Source organism: Moorena bouillonii PNG (genome assembly GCF_001942495.1).
GTDB lineage: Bacteria > Cyanobacteriota > Cyanobacteriia > Cyanobacteriales > Coleofasciculaceae > Moorena > Moorena bouillonii.
In genome coordinates, this window is sequence record NZ_MKZS01000001.1 from 2,873,665 (window position 1) to 2,890,713 (window position 17,049).

Annotated in this window: 9 protein-coding genes; 6 read left to right on the forward strand and 3 right to left on the reverse strand. The window is 44.8% G+C overall.

What is annotated here, in order from left to right:
• Positions 1–256: 256 nt before the first annotated feature.
• A complete protein-coding gene (locus tag BJP37_RS11780) occupies positions 257–1,951 on the reverse strand; it encodes a beta strand repeat-containing protein (protein ID WP_075898969.1) in 1,695 nt (564 codons plus the stop codon).
• A 1,363-nt stretch (positions 1,952–3,314) separates the two neighbouring features.
• Between BJP37_RS11780 and BJP37_RS11785 the strand changes: the two genes are divergently transcribed.
• Positions 3,315–4,325, forward strand: coding sequence for a sulfotransferase family protein (locus BJP37_RS11785; RefSeq protein ID WP_075898971.1), 1,011 nt, complete (start codon positions 3,315–3,317; stop codon positions 4,323–4,325).
• 10 nt (positions 4,326–4,335) lie between these two features.
• Positions 4,336–5,574 carry a chromate efflux transporter gene (chrA, locus tag BJP37_RS11790; RefSeq protein ID WP_075898973.1) on the forward strand — a complete coding sequence of 413 codons (1,239 nt, stop codon included), beginning with the start codon at positions 4,336–4,338 and terminating at the stop codon, positions 5,572–5,574.
• Positions 5,575–5,874: 300 nt separating this feature from the next.
• On the opposite strand, the gene BJP37_RS11795 is transcribed toward chrA, so the two are convergent.
• Positions 5,875–6,921: a phosphate/phosphite/phosphonate ABC transporter substrate-binding protein gene (locus BJP37_RS11795; RefSeq protein ID WP_075898975.1), complete on the reverse strand. Its 1,047-nt coding sequence runs from the start codon at positions 6,919–6,921 to the stop codon at positions 5,875–5,877.
• 485 nt (positions 6,922–7,406) lie between these two features.
• On the opposite strand from BJP37_RS11795, the gene BJP37_RS11800 reads away from it, so the two are divergent.
• The 4 genes from BJP37_RS11800 to BJP37_RS42415 all read left to right on the forward strand — a co-directional run bounded on the left by BJP37_RS11800 (position 7,407) and on the right by BJP37_RS42415 (position 16,092).
• Complete coding sequence (locus tag BJP37_RS11800) at positions 7,407–10,853, forward strand: GAF domain-containing protein (protein ID WP_075898977.1); 3,447 nt, start codon at positions 7,407–7,409, stop codon at positions 10,851–10,853.
• Positions 10,854–11,406: 553 nt separating this feature from the next.
• A complete protein-coding gene (locus BJP37_RS11805; RefSeq protein ID WP_075898979.1) occupies positions 11,407–14,952 on the forward strand; it encodes a WD40 domain-containing protein in 3,546 nt (1,181 codons plus the stop codon).
• A gap of 101 nt (positions 14,953–15,053) precedes the next feature.
• The gene (locus tag BJP37_RS42410; RefSeq protein WP_229415278.1) at positions 15,054–15,461 is read left to right on the forward strand and encodes an RpnC/YadD family protein; all 408 of its coding nucleotides are present in this window, start codon (positions 15,054–15,056) and stop codon (positions 15,459–15,461) included.
• Positions 15,462–15,522: 61 nt separating this feature from the next.
• Complete coding sequence (locus BJP37_RS42415; protein WP_229415279.1) at positions 15,523–16,092, forward strand: hypothetical protein; 570 nt, start codon at positions 15,523–15,525, stop codon at positions 16,090–16,092.
• A 155-nt stretch (positions 16,093–16,247) separates the two neighbouring features.
• Here BJP37_RS42415 and BJP37_RS11815 read toward each other — a convergent pair whose 3' ends face one another.
• Complete coding sequence (locus BJP37_RS11815; RefSeq protein WP_075898981.1) at positions 16,248–16,979, reverse strand: DUF1822 family protein; 732 nt, start codon at positions 16,977–16,979, stop codon at positions 16,248–16,250.
• Between the last annotated feature and the right edge of the window lie 70 nt (positions 16,980–17,049).

Here is a 17,049-nt window from a genome sequence, read left to right on the forward strand (position 1 = left end):
CCTGCTCCCTGCTCCCGTCTTGATGCAGTCGCTCATGGGGGAAACCCCCAAGACCGCGCTGCATCGCTGCTCCCTGCTCCCTACTCCCTAGGAATTTATACCTCACCCAATTGAAAACTGCTATATGGTTTTTATGTAAGCATTGAGCTTAGAAAAAAAATGCGATCGCTAATCTAACTAGCGATCGCTGACAGTTTTGGGTAAGAACGTTTTAAGTAAGAACTAATCGGAACAGTCTTGGGATTAAACTAATGTGTTACACAAATACATCAAGTGCCTGCTCAGCAGCGTCGAGATTGCCGAATACAGTCAGATTATCCTCGCCGCCAAGGATGGCTACTACGGCTTCTTGACCACTAACTGTTTCGCGACCGAAACTAATATTACCCAAGAACTCATCAGCGAAATCAAAGGCATCACCGGCCTCAAAGTCAGTGATTTGGTCAAAGTCCTGGAGACCGTCTTGGAAGATTTCACTGCCGAAGGCGAAGATGTCTGCACCTGAATTGCCAGTTAACAAGTCATTGCCAACGCCTCCGTTCAACACATCATTAGCGCTACCACCAATCAGAGTATCATTGCCCTCATTACCGAAAACAGTACCGTTAACAGTGCCTGCGATACCATCATAGGTATCATTACCAGCACTGAGTAGAACATCGCCGTTGATAGTACCTTGGTTAACAATAGTTACGTCACCCTCAGCACCCTGAACATCAATACCGACCTGAGGGCTGCCTGCAACAACACCACCGTTGATAGTGCCCCTGTTAATGATGTCGCCGTTGAGTTCGACTCCGTCCTCAATCAGTACTGCCGCATCAGTTTCTGAGGTTAAGGTGCCTTCATTGACAATATCACCATTGAAGACTGAGAGGTCAGTATTAGTACCTTGTCTGAGGCGAACAGCAGTTGCTCGGTTGTTACCCACCGGCACACCACGTCCGATCACCGTACCTCGATTAATCACGCTACCTGTGACATCAGCACCGAGTTGTAGAGAAATGGCATCTCCATCATTGCCTTCACCGACATCGATCAGACCACTACTTTCGTTGACAATCGAGTAGGAAAGCGCACTCTGGTCAGTGTAAACGACACCATCCCGGGGACTGGCAGAGGTGAGAATCTCACCGAAGTTTTGAAGGCTAATATCTTGACCACCGATATTTACGGCACGACTAGCACTAGTGATAGTACCAAAATTCTGCAGCGCCCCAGAAGAGGTACCGCCATTGGCAAAGCTAACGCCGTTGAAAGCACCATCAATCGTACCGTTATTAACGATTGTACCGTTGAGTTCGACTCCCGACTCAATCAGGACACCACTGTCAGTTTCTGAGATCAACGTGCCTTCATTGACAATATCACCATTGAAGACTGAGACATCCGCTCCTCCGATGTCAGTACCCTGTCTGAGGCGAATCGCAGTAGCTTGGTTATTACCCACCGGCACACCACGTCCGATCACCGTACCTTGATTAACCACACTGCCTGTGACATCAGCACCGAGTTGTAGAGAAATGGCATCTCCATCATTGCCCTCACCGACATCAATAACAGCATCAGGACCGTTGAAAATATCATAGGATGTAGCAGTCTGGTCAGCGTAAACGACACCATCCCGAGGACTTGCAGAGGAGATAATCTCGGCTAAGTTATCAACTCTGATGTTCTGACCACCGATGTTGACGGGACGACTATCACTAGTAATCAAGCCTTGGTTGGTTAATGTACCAGAAGAAACACCACCATTAACGAAGTTGACACCGTTGAAGCTACCATCAATTGTCCCTGTTTCTGCGTTAAAGATGCTAGCATTAGTGCCGGTGATATCAACAGCACTACCATCAACATCCAATGTACCGAATACGGTTAAAGAATCCCCTACTCCGGGTAGTACTACGGGCTCGGTTAGAGTTTCTCCAGTGGGAATAAAAGTGTTTGACATCAAAGTTCCTCCGAATGCAAGTGAATTATGTTGAGACTGGAAGTAAACACTGGTCTACCGGCAATAGACCAGTGTAGTGTGTGTAACCTCAGGCAAACATTGACCCTTAGGCAAAAACCATCGGTTTTAACAGGGCATTAGCGCTGTTGTCTAGTCGCTAAGGTGTCTATATTTCTACAATGGCATTCGGATCAGAGCCTAATGTCTCAGTTTTTGTCTCAGTTTTTTAGCTCAGTTATTTTAACTAGGCTTAGTTGTATAATTTTTTTCATACTTAGCCCAGGGTGAGCTTAGATTTTTCTCAGACTAATCTCAGGTTGAACCATCAACCGATGAAATTAATTCTATTGAGAGGCGCTATATAGCATAAGTTGGCATAATAGTTGTCTCAGTTTTTGTCTCAGTTGTCTCAGTTTTGCTTTTTTTCTCAGTTTGGCTTCAGTTTTGTTTCATTGATACAGATTTTTTGAAGTCGGGAGTCGGGAGTCGGGAGTCGGGAGTCGGGAGTCGGGAGATGGGGAGATGAAATTGATGTTTAGCGGTGTGAGCGCTAAGCATTGGTATGACACAGGACTTACCCACTCAGATATATAAAATGTCTGTAACCCTCTGTTCCCTGTTCCCTGTTCCCTGTTCCCTGTTCCCTGTTCCCTGTTCCCTATAGCTAAAACCCTTGATTGTTGGTTTAACTGCCTAAAATGTCAATCATTTAACCTATCTACTTTAGTGATAGTGCTTAATTTTCGGCTGTTATCCCGGATCGGGTAATCAGTTAACGAAGGTGTGATCTGGTTTATAGGGTTTATAAATCAGATGTAAACATAGGAGGTCTTTTTTTATTCTCCAATAAAACTCCGGATATCTTGCCCCTCTTGCCTTTTGCCTCTTAGCTTTTGCTTTTTCCGGCAATAATTTTGTTTACAAACCAGATATAAACGCGCTTATCAGTTGTTAAACAATTTGTAAGCATATGCGCTACGCGCAGGCTACGCCAACAGCCGTCAGCTTATTTTATTCAAAAGCTGTTCAGTGTAGCTTGGCCACAGGCCTTGGCCAAAGGCCACGCTACGCGAATGGCTGAGAGCTCAGAGCTGAGAGCTGAATGCTGAGAGCTGAGAGCTGAATGCTGAGAGCTCTCAGCTGATAGCTGATAGCTGAGAGCTGATAGCTAATAACTGATAGCTTAATGCTTACGGTTAGTTAGCTAAACACCGCTCCACTCACAGCTAGGGAGAGTTGGTTTGGTGAAGACCAAGCTTTTATTGTGCTGCATTGCAACCACAACGTTTTCTGATGGCTGCTTCTACTTAATCGGTGATCAAGGTCAGCAATTGGAATTCAGTGATGAGGATAGCTCAAAGTTATGTCTATTTTTATGATCGGCACCCAACGCTCAGGCTCTAATTTATTGCGCCTGATGTTGAATCAGATCGGTGATCTCGCTGCTCCCCACTCCCCTCACATATTGCAGCGGATGATGCCATTACTACCTACCTATGGGGATTTGAGTCAAACGGACACCTTTACCCTATTAGTCAATGATGTGTGTCGTTTAGTGGAACTCAATCCCGTCCCTTGGGAGGGTGTGCATTTAGATACAAAGGACGTTATTTCCCTTTGCCGAGAGCGGTCTTTGGTGGCGATATTTGCCTCTGTTTACGATATTATGGCACAAACTTGGGGAGCACAGCAATGGTGTTGCAAAAGTTTAGCCAACGTTTACTACCTGCCAGAGATTACCGCCTACTTGGAAAACGCTAAATTTATCTATTTGTACCGGGATGGTCGAGATGTAGCGCTTTCTTTTAAGAAGGCAGTGGTTGGGGAAAAGCACTTCTACCATATTGCTCAAGAATGGGCAAAAGCCCAGCGTTTAGCACTCCAGATGCGCTCTCGCCTAAGTCCGGAGAGGTTTTTCAGTATCAGTTATGAAACCCTAATCAGCTCTCCTGAGACGACTCTGCAGGATCTGTGTAATTTCCTAGGGGTGCAGTATACTCCTGAGATGCTAGATTTCCATCAATCCCAGGAAGCCTCGAATGCTGCAACGTCTAGCTCCCTATGGAGTAATGTCACCCAACCTGTAATTAAACAAAACACTAAGAAGTTTCTCCAGGAAGCTACGGATGAGGAAATCCTGATTTTTGAATTGGTGGCCGGAGATGTACTTGATGCTCTTGGTTACGAACGGGTTGGGATTCTTAAAGGTAAAGAAATCAAATTCAGCAGCACTGCGATCGCTAAATTTAATGCGATTAACCAAAGCTTAAAAGCAGAGGCACGCCAAAAAATGGATCCTGAGGACTTAAAGCGACGAGATCGCCAAGCCACTCTGCTCAAAGAGATTAAAGCACGTCAGACCGTAGTGGCTTAAAGAACTGACTATGTTAAAAAAACTGCATGTAAACTCGGAAAATTCCGAGTCGGTATCCCTTTGGTTTCTCTTCTGGAACTTTTTCAAGATCGGTAGTACAGCCTTTGGCGGTTTCATGGCTCTGATTTCCGTGGTGGAGAATCGGATGGTGCGGCGGCACAAGCTCCTCACCCATGAAGATATGCTAGACGGCATTTCCTTAGCCACTGTTTTACCTGGTCCAGTTGCTGCTAACGTAGTAGCCTATGTGGGCTATCGCTTGGGGAGGACTAATGGCGCTGTAGTCAGTGCCATTGGTGTGTTGCTCCCTTCTTTTATCCTGGTAATTGGTTTAACGATTGCTTATCTCCAGGCCGGGGAAATTCCAGCACTTCAAAAAGCCTTTGCGGGATTTATTCCTGCAGTGGCGGCAATTATCTTGAGTGCCGCCAGACGCATGAGCAAAAAAGCGATCAAAGGCTGGCGGGAACTAGTGATTGCTTTAATAGCGGCAGTCCTACTCAAGGTAGTAGGAGGATTCTACATTACTGTGCTAGTCGTGGTGGGTTCTGGATTGCTAGGATGGCTTTGGTTAGGTGACACTAAGCACTCGGGACAGGAGAATTCCCAAGCTCAACCGATTCAGGAGTCAATTCAGGGGATTTCCTGGCTGAAGCTGTCAGTCACCTTGCTCATCCTGCTGAGTTTTCCCTTGCTTTCTATGATTCCCCTACCCTTTTTGGGGGAAACCAGCCTCGCGAAACTATTCGTGACATTTTCCGGCATGAGCCTAATGCTATTTGGTGGAGGCTACGTGTTCATTCCTCTGATTCAAGAAGTGGTGGTGAATACTTACGGTTGGGTGACTCAGACAGAATTTGCTAATGCGATCGCAATCGGACAAATTACTCCTGGACCAATTCTGATCAGCGCTGCCTTCATCGGTTATGTGGTGAAAGGAATTTCCGGAGCAATAGTAGCAACAGTAGGCATTTTCTTACCACCAGGACTGCTGATGGTAACCTGTTCCCACTTATTGAAACATATCAAAGAATCTACAGTGATTCAGGCGGCGCTCAAAGGAATTCGTCCTGCCGTCATTGGCATGATCATTACCGCTGCTATTGTAGTAGCTAGGAGTGCTGAATTTCATCTTGGCAGCCTGGTGATCTTTGCCGCAGCCTTAGTTGCCCTGTGGCGGTTCCGGGTGAAGGTGCTGTTGATTATCCCGATTGCCGGAATTTTAGGCTTAGTACTTTACTCAATCTAGAATGGGTTGCTATAGCAAAGGGAACAGGGAGCAGGGAGCAGGGACTTCGGAGCAGGGAGTAGGGAGTAGGGAGTAGGGAACAGGGAACAAACATTCTCTCAATTGATTTAGGATTGCTATAATATAGAGTTTTAAAACAAGTTGTAAAGTTATAGATTGTCGAAAAAGGCAAGAGGCAAGAGGGGCAAGAGCTCCAGAGTTTTATAGGAAAATAAAAAAAAGACCTTCTCGGTTTACATCTCAAATACAAATGCTATAGCAATCCGTGTAGGAATGGTGAGAATTTTTGTTCCCTACTCCCTACTCCCTACTCCCTGTTGCCTGTTGCCTGTTCCCAGAATTCCTAAACGGATCCCTATTAGCATCCCAACTTTTTAGCCTCAAGGTTTCAATCAGTTTATCCAGGGAGCCATAATCCTCTGCCGGTAAAAATTTTTCTATCTTAGCTGCTGCCAGGGCTGGATGATTTGCTGGGATATTCAGAAGCGCGTCGGTCACTGCTGCGACTAATTGGGGGTCAGTAGCCTTAACCGCAGCAATCGGCCACTCGGGATAGAGCTCGGTGGTATGAGTATAGAAGAATTCGTCCTTAACCGACTCTAGGATTCTTAGCTGTTCCAGGTTTTCCAGCAAGCCTTGGTTGAGCATCTTTTCTAATTGACCTGTACGGATAAACCCAACATCAATTTTGCCGTTGACTACGTCAAGCACAATCTTGTCTTGTGATTTGTTTTCCACAAAACTGCTGAAGTCCAGGAACGGGTCAATACCATTTTGAAGCAGATGATAGATTTGAAAAGTGCAGCCAGCCGCCGCCGTTTGAAAAGCCACGCAGGCTGCCTTCTTACCCTGCAGATCCTTCAGCTTGTAGATATTGCTATCGCTTCTGACGATGATCAGACCACCAAATTTTGTACCCACCTGAGGTCGAGAGTGGGTAAGTAGAAATTCCGTATCGTAGAGCCGACGGATTTGCACAGCTGCCAGAGGATTGTTGGTGGTAAAGTGCAAATTACCTTGGGCTACTTCAATGAATTGACTTTCTTGGGTAACAGGTACTAAGGAGAAAGGGCGATTAATCACTCCAGAGAGGTAGTTTAGGAGTGGCTGATACCGTTGTTTGACAGAATCCACGCTATCAATGGTAAGCACACCCACCCGGACAGTATTGTCCGAAACTGGTTGATGGGAAGTATAAACGGGTATCACTGATGGGTTTGCAGACTGTTTCTTCTCGCAGGCGGTAAGCCCTAGGATAAGAGCAATCGATACACCAGTCAACAAATGAACTATTAGATGAATTATTTTTTGTTGATAACTTATTGAGTTGACTAGATTTTTAACCATCAAAACCAATTAAAATCTTCAAAAATAATAATCATAAAAATAATTGAAACTAGATCTTATTTTTTCTTTGGCAAGAGTTATTTCAATTGATGGATACTTTGATAAAGTTTCGATGAAGTTTTCGATGAAGTTTTAGACATACCCTAGCCAGCCTTAGTGTTTACTGTGAACAGTTACGAGTATACACAAGACTCCCGAAAAACTATACCTGTAGAGTTAGCCATGACTAGATCACTACTACCCCTAGCATATATTCAGTAAATTGGCGTAACTCTTAAGGCCCAAAATTCAGTTAATTTACTGAGATAACTTCCTAGATAAATATGGTTAGATTAAAAACTGGAGTCAATCTCAAAATTATAAATAGGTTGTGAATGATTACGTGGCCAAGATTCTTGGAATTCCAATAGTTTTGGGTTTCTGGATGTTCACAAATCGTTTATAAACGCTATAGCTATCGTTCTAGGAAAAATAGTCACGGTCATATGCATTTTTCAAAAGACTTACCTTGGGAATTACCTGTTACACCTCAAGAGATAACCCAATATCGACAACGGCAATCCAGTGAACTCACCGATCGCAACAATTCCCAACCACAAAAAAGTAATGATCTGCGCACTCAATTATTGAAGACCATTCTCCCAGCGGTTTTAACCCCTCTAGGTCTGGCTGGACTATTAAGCTATAGTGCTATTTCCCGCAGCTCTCAACAACAAGCTGAGCAACTATTAGAGGGTGACACCCTAGTTGCTGGCAGAGTTTTCTATATATTTTTGGAAGAAGCAAAAAGAATACCTGCTACATTGGCTGCTAGCCCTCTAGTAGTTGAAGCAGCTAGCACTGCCGCCAAAGTTTCTCAAGTTAAAAACCTTTCCAAATTACCCTACTATGAGGTTGAAGATTCTTTCTCCGCTACCCGGTTGCTCCAGCCGAATCAAGCTCTCAATTATTACTTACGTAAAACTACAGCAATTCATGAGTTTACAGAGATATCTTTCACCGAAAAGCATGGGTTTAACGTAGCTTACAACACTCCTACTCCTGACTTTGTTCAACGGGATGAATCCTGGTGGCAAGTGGCCAAAAAATATCCCAGTCAGCAGGTGATTAAGACGAAATTTGATGACACTGACAATAGGTTCGTGATTGAGTTCAGCAAAGCGATCACAGACCCAGCAACTGATGAATTCCTAGGGGTTGTTAGAGGAGTTTTGCCTGCCTCGGTTTTCAGCACCATATTTAAAAACCTGCTGAAGGATTTGGAAATTGGGGATTCTCAATCTATGCAGCTACTAGCCCTGAATAAAGACGACACTGTGGCTGTTGTTGATACCATCTACCAAGGGAAGAGTAAAGACCAGCCACAGAAACTGCTCGGGGCAAAGGATCAAGTAGTTGTACAGAACGTAAAAATTTTGCTCGAAGCTGTTAAAACTGGGCAAACAGTGCAGCAGAAGGGACTGACCATAAAGTCAGCTAATTCAGAACTTTTCCCAAACTTAAAGCTGGCCACCTTTGATCATAATAGCAGGCACTATATATTGGTTGCAGTTCCTGATAGCAATTGGACTGTGGCCGTCTCGATCAAACTTAGTGAACTCAGAGCAGCGGGTAGAAAAGCGGCAATAGGCTTTGCTAGTGTGTTCGTGCTACTGGGCATTATTATTACCTTGGTAGTGAGAGCTTTATCCGATCAGTTAGCAAAACCCTTGGGTCAGTTGGCTAATACTGCTAAGGCGGTGATTGCAGGCAACCTGAACGTTCAGGCGGAGCTTGTTGGTGCTACCGAGACGCAGCTATTGGCTCAAGTCTTTAATAACCTGGTGACACGGGTCAAAGGTCGATTACAGGAGCAAGAACAAGAAACTGAACAGGCGCGGACACTAGCGCTAGTCAGCAACCAGCTTCAGCAATCCTTAAACTTCGACAATATCCTACAAACTTCCGTTTATGGGGTACACCTTGCCCTCAAGACAGACCGTGTGTTTATCTATCGCTTTAATCCTGACTTCAAAAGCGGGATAATTGCAGCGGAGGTCGTAGATTCTGGTATGGTTGAAGCCCTAGGGCAAACTATTTATGAACCAATCACGACCGGGGAAATTAGACAGTTTAAGTTGGAGAAGCTTGTGAGTGTCGAGAACCTTCAACAAGCTACTCTAACTGGTGCTCCTGGCCAGTTCCTTGAACGCCTTGGTGTCGTAGCCAGCCTAGTTGCCCCAATTATAGTTGGGGGTGAACTTTTCGGCTTGTTGTATGCGAATGATTGCTCAAAACCCCACCCTTGGCAGGAGTCAGAACGTCAGTTAATGCAGCAGTTAACTAGACAAATCGGTGATGCCCTCACCCAAGCCCTGCTCCTGGAACAGCAGCAAGCCACGGTGGACATTTCCCAAACGTTAAATGAGATTACCGCTAGCATGCTTAAATCCCTAGAACGGGAAAAGATTTTCCCAGCTACGGTGGTGGGAATTAAAAGAGCGCTCTCGTGCGATCGCACAATCATTTACCTCCTCGAACAGAATCATAAAGGCTCAATGGTTGGCCTTTCAGTAACTCTGGATGGCTCTGTTACCCCAGAAACACAGAAGGAAGAGTTGGATTTTGCCCTAGAGGATCTTGATCACTACCAGTCACGTCAGGTTCTAGCCATTGATAATCTTGAGGGTGAGTTGACCCACTACCAGCAGTCCCAAGTCGAGAGGCTTGGCCAAACCTCTCTATTGCGTGGAGCTAAAGCCAGTTTAGTAGCACCGATTTTGGTGGCAGGTAACTTGATTGGCTTTCTGGCTGCCCATCAATGTTCACAGCCAAGAGCTTGGCAGGAAACGGAGATTAACCTTTTGACTCAGGTGGCGATTCAATTCAGCTTTGCTCTAAAGCAGGCTAATCTGCTCGAAAAGACGGAAAGAATTTCTCAAGAGCAAAGACAGGAAAAAGAAGCACTCCAGAAGCAACTGCTGGTACTGCTTGAAAATTTGCAAGGGGCAGCACAAGGAGATCTGACAGTGCGCTCTGACGTGACTTTGGATGAAATTGGGAAAGTTGCTGATGGTTTTAACACCATTATTGAGAGTTTGCAAACTATCGTAACCCAGGTCAACAACTCAGCGGTTGAAGTCAATACCTTACTGGAAAACAAGGAGGTGGTAGTCGGTCAACTAGCAGAAGATGCTCTTAAGCAAGCTTCAGAAACCACTCGCACCCTGCATTCAGTGGAGCAAATCACCGATTCGATTCAAGCAGTGGCTGAGCATGCTGATCAGGCGGCGAGGGTAGTTGATGGAGTTACAACCACTGTTGAAGCTAGCAGCACTGCTATTAACCTAACTCAGGAGAGTATCCTGGAATTGCGAGACACGATTGGGGAAACCACGTCAAGAGTGAAGCAGCTAGGTAAATTTTCCGAAAAGATTGCTAAGGTGGTTGCCTTGAGCAACATGCTCAAAGTCCAAACCAATGTTTTGACTATTAACACTGAGATTGAGGCTGCGCGGTCTGGTGGGATTCAGGGTTTTGTCGTGATTGCCAAAGAAGTGAATCAGCTTACCAACCAATTGATCAAAGCTACCCAGGAAATTCACAAGATAGTAGATGATATCGAGCTAGAAACGTCTCAATTAGTCAAGGTAATGGAACAGAGCACTGCTGTGGTGGAGAAGGGGACAAGTCGAGTTGAGGAAGCTAAGCAGAATATGAAACAGCTGAGGTCGGCTTCGTGCCAGATCGAGCAGCTAGTGACAGCCATTTCCCAAGGGAGTCTTTCCCAAACCGAAACCACTCAGAGCGTCGCTATGTTGATCAAAGAGATGGCCCAATTCTCCGAACGTACCGTTGATTCCTCTAGACAAATTTCAAGTTCCTTAACCTCAACTGTAGCCGTAGCTCAGGAATTGCAGGAGTCAGTTAGTGGTTTTAAATATTTTTCATAACACCAGCTGTCAGCCGTCAGCTGTCAGCCGTCAGCTGTCAGCGGTTGGCCGTAGGCCACGCTACTGATCGTGCCGTGAGCTTCTTTTACTCACAAGCACGATGAGTAGCCTAAGCTATGGGCATAAACTATTCCCTTAGCGTGGCCTCAGACCTTGAGCACTTCAAGTAGCGTGGGCGTAGCTTGTTAGCTGATAGCTGATAACTGATAGCTGACGGCTGAATGCTTACACGCAAACAGCTTTGTGGCACAGCCTTTGACGCTGTGACTTAACTCAAATTAAACTAATACTTACCTCTTTTATTATTAACGCTTTCCTCCTTAACCGTGCCCATAAGCTGATAGCTGATAGCTGATAGCTGAATAGTCAAATTAAATTATATTAACTGTGTTCAAAAAACTTAAAGTTCTTCAAACCCTTGCTATTCAATGATCCGAAGTTACCTGTGCCCTTGTTTAAGGTTATTATGTCAATTGTCTCAGATTGACTTCATGGTACTCTCAGATTTTGGCATAACAATTGGCGTGGATAGTGAGCAGAACCAGATTTCGCTATGAAGAATTCAGTGCGAGCTTCTGAATTAGGACTAAAATTGGTTGACCGGGCTAGACGCCTGAAAAGATGGAACAAAACCGCAGAAGCTTGGTGTAGCAGTGCCTTAACCTCTAGGGCAACCTTAAACCGATTTTGGGCAAGACAACCGATTCGCTCTGACACCTTTATCGCCATTTGTGATGCTGTAGGGGTTGATTGGGAAAAGGTTGTTGAGCCAGATAAGATTAAGGCAGATCAAATCAATAACGGCAAGAGTCCCACTGTGGCTCAAATTAAACGTGTTGATTGGGGACAAGCACCAAAGCTAAGAGATTTCTACGGTCGTACTGAGGAACTGAACACCCTACAGCAATGGATTCTTAAGGACAAGTGCCGCCTGGTGACACTTCTAGGGATGGGGGGAATTGGTAAAACCTCTGTGGCTGTGACTTTAGCCCATCTTCTGGAAGATAAATTTGAGTTTGTGATTTGGCGCACTCTACGCAATGCCCCTCCCCTAGAAGAACTCCTGGCAGACCTGATTCAATTTCTGTCTGGACAGCAGGAAACCAATTTACCCTGCTCTGTGGATGGCAAAATTCTGCGATTGATTCGCTATTTACAAGGGGGGCGTTGCTTGCTAGTTCTAGATAATGTGGAGTCGATTCTGCAAAGTGGCGATCGCACCGGTAGTTATCGAGAAGGATATGCTGAATACGGTGAGCTGCTCAGAAGTATTGGTGAAACCGCCCACCACAGCTGTCTATTACTGACCTCTCGGGAGCCACCCCAGGAATTGACTATCCTGGAGGGGGAAAACTTACCGATTCGCTGCTTCTCACTCAAAGGGTTATCAGACACCGATGGGCAGGAAATCCTGAAGGAAAAAGGAAATTTTGCTGGGGATGACACCCAGTGGCTGACCGTGATTGAGCACTATGCTGGAAATCCTCTAGCCTTAAAAATGGTGGCTTGTCTGGTCAGAGACTTTTTTTATGGCAATATTGCTCAGTTCCTGAATTTTTTAAAGCAAGGCTCATTCATTTTTGATGATATTCGGGATTTGCTAGACCGGCAGTTTCAGCGCCTGAGTGCTACACAACAAGAGCTGATGTACTGGCTAGCTATTAATCGCGAACCGGTTTTTTTTAAAGAGTTGGAACAGGACGTTTTCTGCCACCGATGCGCTCCTGACATTTTACAGTCTCTAGGGTCTCTACAACGGCGCTCATTGATTGAGAAAACCTCGGCTGGGTTTACCCAACAACCTGTAGTGATGGAATACATGGTTAATCGATTAATTGAGCAGATTCCTGAGGAAGTTACTAGTAAAAATTTTGCTCTGTTGCGCAGTCACGCATTAGTCAAAGCCACTGCCCCTGAGTATATTCGGGATAGTCAAGTCTCTCTGATTCTCGAACCGATTATTGAAAGATTACTCGCTCGTTTTGGTTGCACAAAACAGCTCAGCAATCACTTGCTGGAAATTATATCAATGCTGCGCTCCCCAACTCCCACGGTTAAAAAAATAACTCAAGATACGGCATATATCTGTGGTAATATAATTAATATACTGCGCCAATTACAGGTAGATTTAAGCAGCTATGACTTTTCTAATCTAACAGTTTGGCAAGCTAACCTAGAGGGGATTAAATTACACAATGTCAATTTCGCTGATGCTGACTTAACCAGCTCAGTATTTACGGAAACCTTAGGAAATATTTTATCAGCAGCATTCAGCCCAGATGGTAAACTATTAGCAACCTGTGATACAGATTGGAAGGTTCGCCTGTGGGAAGTACCAAGCGGTAAACTAGTTTTGCTCTGTGAGGGTCATACCAATTTGGTACGGGACCTTGCTTTTAGCCATGATGGTAAAATCTTAGCCAGTTGCAGTGCGGATCACACCGTTAAGTTTTGGGATGTCAGTGATGGTAAGTGCTTAAGGACTTGTACCGGACATAGTAATGAGGTCTGTTCAGTCGCTTTTAGTCCAGATGGTCAGACCCTAGTTACTAGCAGTGGCGACCACACCTTGAAAGTCTGGGATATCAAAACTGCAGAATGTCTCAAAACTTGCACCGGACATAGCAGTTGGGTTAGATCCGTTGCCTTTAGTCCAGATGGTAAGACTATAGCCAGTAGCAGTGACGACCACACGGTGAAATTCTGGGATAGTGGCACTGGTGAATGCCTGAACACTGGCACCGGTCATAGGGATTGCGTGGGGTCAGTGGCATTCAGCTGTGACGGGAAAATCTTAGCCAGTGGCAGTGGTGACCACACTGTAAAGTTTTGGGAGGTAAGCACAGGTCGCTGCTTAAGAACTTACACTGGACATAGTAGTGGTGTCTACTCAGTGGCCTTTAGTCCAGATGGGAAAACCCTGGCTAGTGGCGGTGGCGACCACATCGTTAGGCTGTGGGATACTAGCACCAATGAATGTTTGAAAACCTTGCATGGACACAGCAATCAAGTATTTTCAGTAGCCTTTAGTCCTTATGGAAACACCCTGGTTTGTGTGAGTTTAGACCAAAAGGTGAAGCTATGGGATTATCAAACCGGTCAATGCTTGAAAACTTGGTATGGACATACGGATTGGGCAATGCCGATCGCGTTTAGTAGTGACGGTCACACCCTGGCTAGTGGCAGTAACGACTACACAGTGAGAGTATGGGATTATGGTACTGGTAGCTGCATCAGAACCTTGCCCGGACATACTGACTTTGTCTATTCAGTGGCATTCAGTAGTGACAGGAAAACCTTAGCCAGTGGCAGTACAGACAATACGATTAGGCTGTGGGATGTCAGCACAGGTCGCTGCATGAGAACACTCCATGGCCATACTGATTGGGTATTTTCAGTGGCATTCAGTAGTGACGGGAAAACCTTAGCCAGTGGCAGTGCCGACCACACGGTGAAGCTGTGGGATGTCAGCACAGGTCACTGCATCAGAACGTTTCAAGAACATACTGATAGACTGTGTTCAGTGGCATTCAGTAATGACGGGAAAACCTTAGCCAGTGGCAGTGCCGACCACACGGTAAGGTTATGGAATTGTGAGACCGGAAGCTGTGTAGGAATTTTGCGCGGACATAGTAATCGAGTCCACTCCGTCGCCTTTAGTCCCAATGGTCAGCTTTTGGCTAGTGGGAGTACAGACCACACAGTGAAGCTGTGGGATATTCGTGAGAGTAAGTGCTGCAAAACCTTGATGGGACATACCAATTGGGTATTGTCAGTTGCTTTCAGTCCCGATGGGAAAACCCTAAGCAGTGGCAGTGCTGACAAAACGGTCAGACTTTGGGATGTTTCCACAGGGGAGTGCCGTGACATTTGCACTGGACATAGCCATCTGGTCTCTTCAGTCGCCTTCAGTGTGGATGGTCAAATTATGGCGAGTGGGTCTCAAGACCAAACGGTAAGACTAAAGGATGTAGAAACGGGGGAGTGTTTGAAAATCCTGAGAACTCCTAGACTCTATGAAGCCATGAATATTACTGGAGTTAGAGGGTTAACTGAGGCACAGAAAGCAACTCTGAAAACCTTGGGAGCGATAGGATGAATTTAGAATGTAGAATTTAGAATGTAGAATTTAGAATTGGATTTTTTTTCATTCTTAATTCTTAATTCTTAATTCTTAATTCTTAATTTATTCCATGAATAATGACCAATCAACGTGCAGACTACGATAATCCATGGAAAGAGGCAATTTCCTTATATTTCCAACCCTTTATGGCATTTTTATTCCCCGAAATTGAGGAAAATATTGACTGGGATAAAGGCTATGAATTTCTGGACAAGGAATTCCAACAAATAGCGCGGGATGGGGAAATTAGCACTAGAGAAGCAGACAAATTAGTTAAGGTTTGGCGCAGGGATGGCCAGGAAACCTGGGTATTAATTCATGTGGAAGTCCAAAGTCAATACGAATCCGTGTTTGCTGAGAGGATTTATGTGTACAACTACCGCATTTTTGACAAATATCGGCGTCAAGTAGTCAGTGTATTGATGCAGTCGCTCATGGGGGAAACCCCCAAGACCGCGCTGCATCGCTTTAGCTGTTTTAGCTGATGAAAGCAAATCCTGGCGACCGAATAAATACAGTTACACGATTTGGGGGTGTGAGGTGTTGTTGCGCTTCCCGATTGTTAAACTGCTGGATTATTCGTCCCAGGTGTTGGAGGAAAGTAACAATCCTTTCGCGGTAATTGTGGCAGCTCATCGGGCTAATCAGCAAACTAAACAAGATGTTCAGCAACGATATCAGATTAAATTACAAGTTGCAAAACGTTTGTATCAACGGGGCTATGGCAGGCAAGATATCCTAGAGTTATTCCGGTTAATTGATTGGCTAATTAGTTTACCCGATAGCTGGCAAACCGGCTTTACAGAAGAAATTAGACGTTACGAAGAGGAGAGTAGTATGCGTTACGTTACTAGTTTTGAACGCCTTGCTCGTCAAGAGGGGATTGAAATCGGCCTTTTGGAAAAGGGTCGAGAATGGCTCCTGGAAGTACTTCGGATTCGTTTTGAAGATGTGCCTAGGGAGTTGGTGGAAACAATCAACCAAATTAAGGAGGACTCGATGTTGACAATGTTGCACAGACAGGCAATTACCATTGCTTCTGTAGAGGAGTTTATGGTTGTGGTTAATCAGCAGCTAGCTTCTGGTGAACAAAGTTCTGAGGAAAGTGGGACATGAAAATTTCCTAAATTATTGGGATGGTGAATGAAGAATGAAGAATTAATAATTTAGAATTTAGAATTGGATTTTTTTTCATTTTTCATTTTTCATTCTTCATTCTTCATTCTTCATTCTTCATTCTTCATTCTTCATTCTTCATTCTTTGTAAGCAATCAGATTAAGAAATTTTCTGTAATACTGATATCATTCCAAACCAACTTAATGCTAAAATATTCTCCTGCTTCGCCACTCACTTGCAACTTAAGATTTTCTGTCTCTCTGGCTTGGACTTGAATCACCACAATTCCTTCTTCATCTAGCACCATAATTTGTAAACCTTTGGGGAGAAGGTCTTGACCACCAGCGGGATACAGGTCAATGGATAGATTCATTTTGGGTGATTCTGTCCGATGTAGCTCCACTAATAAAGCTACTTGCTGATCACCCCAGCCGATCTCAGTACCGAGTAGCTTACCTCTTTTAACTCCTGCTGTAGTATGGAATTTGGTACTAGCTTCTTGATGCAGTCGCTCATGGGGGTTTCCCCCAAGACCGCGCTGCATCGCTTGGTGAAAGGAGTCACTTCTAAAACTGAAATTTCGCTCTGGGTATTGCTCTAAGATAGTCTCCACGTTGTCCCAACCCGGATCAAAACAATCCTCTAACCACCGCTTTAGTTGTACCACTCTTTCACTAGATGTTTCACTCGGTTTTAGTCGCTGTGGTGGGCTGGGGTCTAATTTAAAACTGTCTAATCTAAAACTATCCTTAGGAAATAGGGAAGGAGAAATGGGAAATGGGGAATGGGGCGCAGTATACCCTGCATCCCCTTGCCTTCCGGAACCTCTGCGAATAACGGGAACTGCTTGGTGGGTTTGTCCTGCTGGAATAATGGTGTGTAACATTAATAAGTTACTCCAATACACTCTGCAATTGTCATCATAATGGCCAGACAATCGCAAAATATCTCAGTTT

Coding starts and splice junctions, on each gene's coding strand:
- BJP37_RS11780 (WP_075898969.1), bottom strand. CDS start 1,951: ATGTCAAACACTTTTATTCCCACTGGAGAAACTCTAACCGAGCCCGTA.
- BJP37_RS11785 (WP_075898971.1), top strand. CDS start 3,315: ATGTCTATTTTTATGATCGGCACCCAACGCTCAGGCTCTAATTTATTG.
- chrA (WP_075898973.1), top strand. CDS start 4,336: ATGTTAAAAAAACTGCATGTAAACTCGGAAAATTCCGAGTCGGTATCC.
- BJP37_RS11795 (WP_075898975.1), bottom strand. CDS start 6,921: ATGGTTAAAAATCTAGTCAACTCAATAAGTTATCAACAAAAAATAATT.
- BJP37_RS11800 (WP_075898977.1), top strand. CDS start 7,407: ATGCATTTTTCAAAAGACTTACCTTGGGAATTACCTGTTACACCTCAA.
- BJP37_RS11805 (WP_075898979.1), top strand. CDS start 11,407: ATGAAGAATTCAGTGCGAGCTTCTGAATTAGGACTAAAATTGGTTGAC.
- BJP37_RS42410 (WP_229415278.1), top strand. CDS start 15,054: ATGACCAATCAACGTGCAGACTACGATAATCCATGGAAAGAGGCAATT.
- BJP37_RS11815 (WP_075898981.1), bottom strand. CDS start 16,979: ATGTTACACACCATTATTCCAGCAGGACAAACCCACCAAGCAGTTCCC.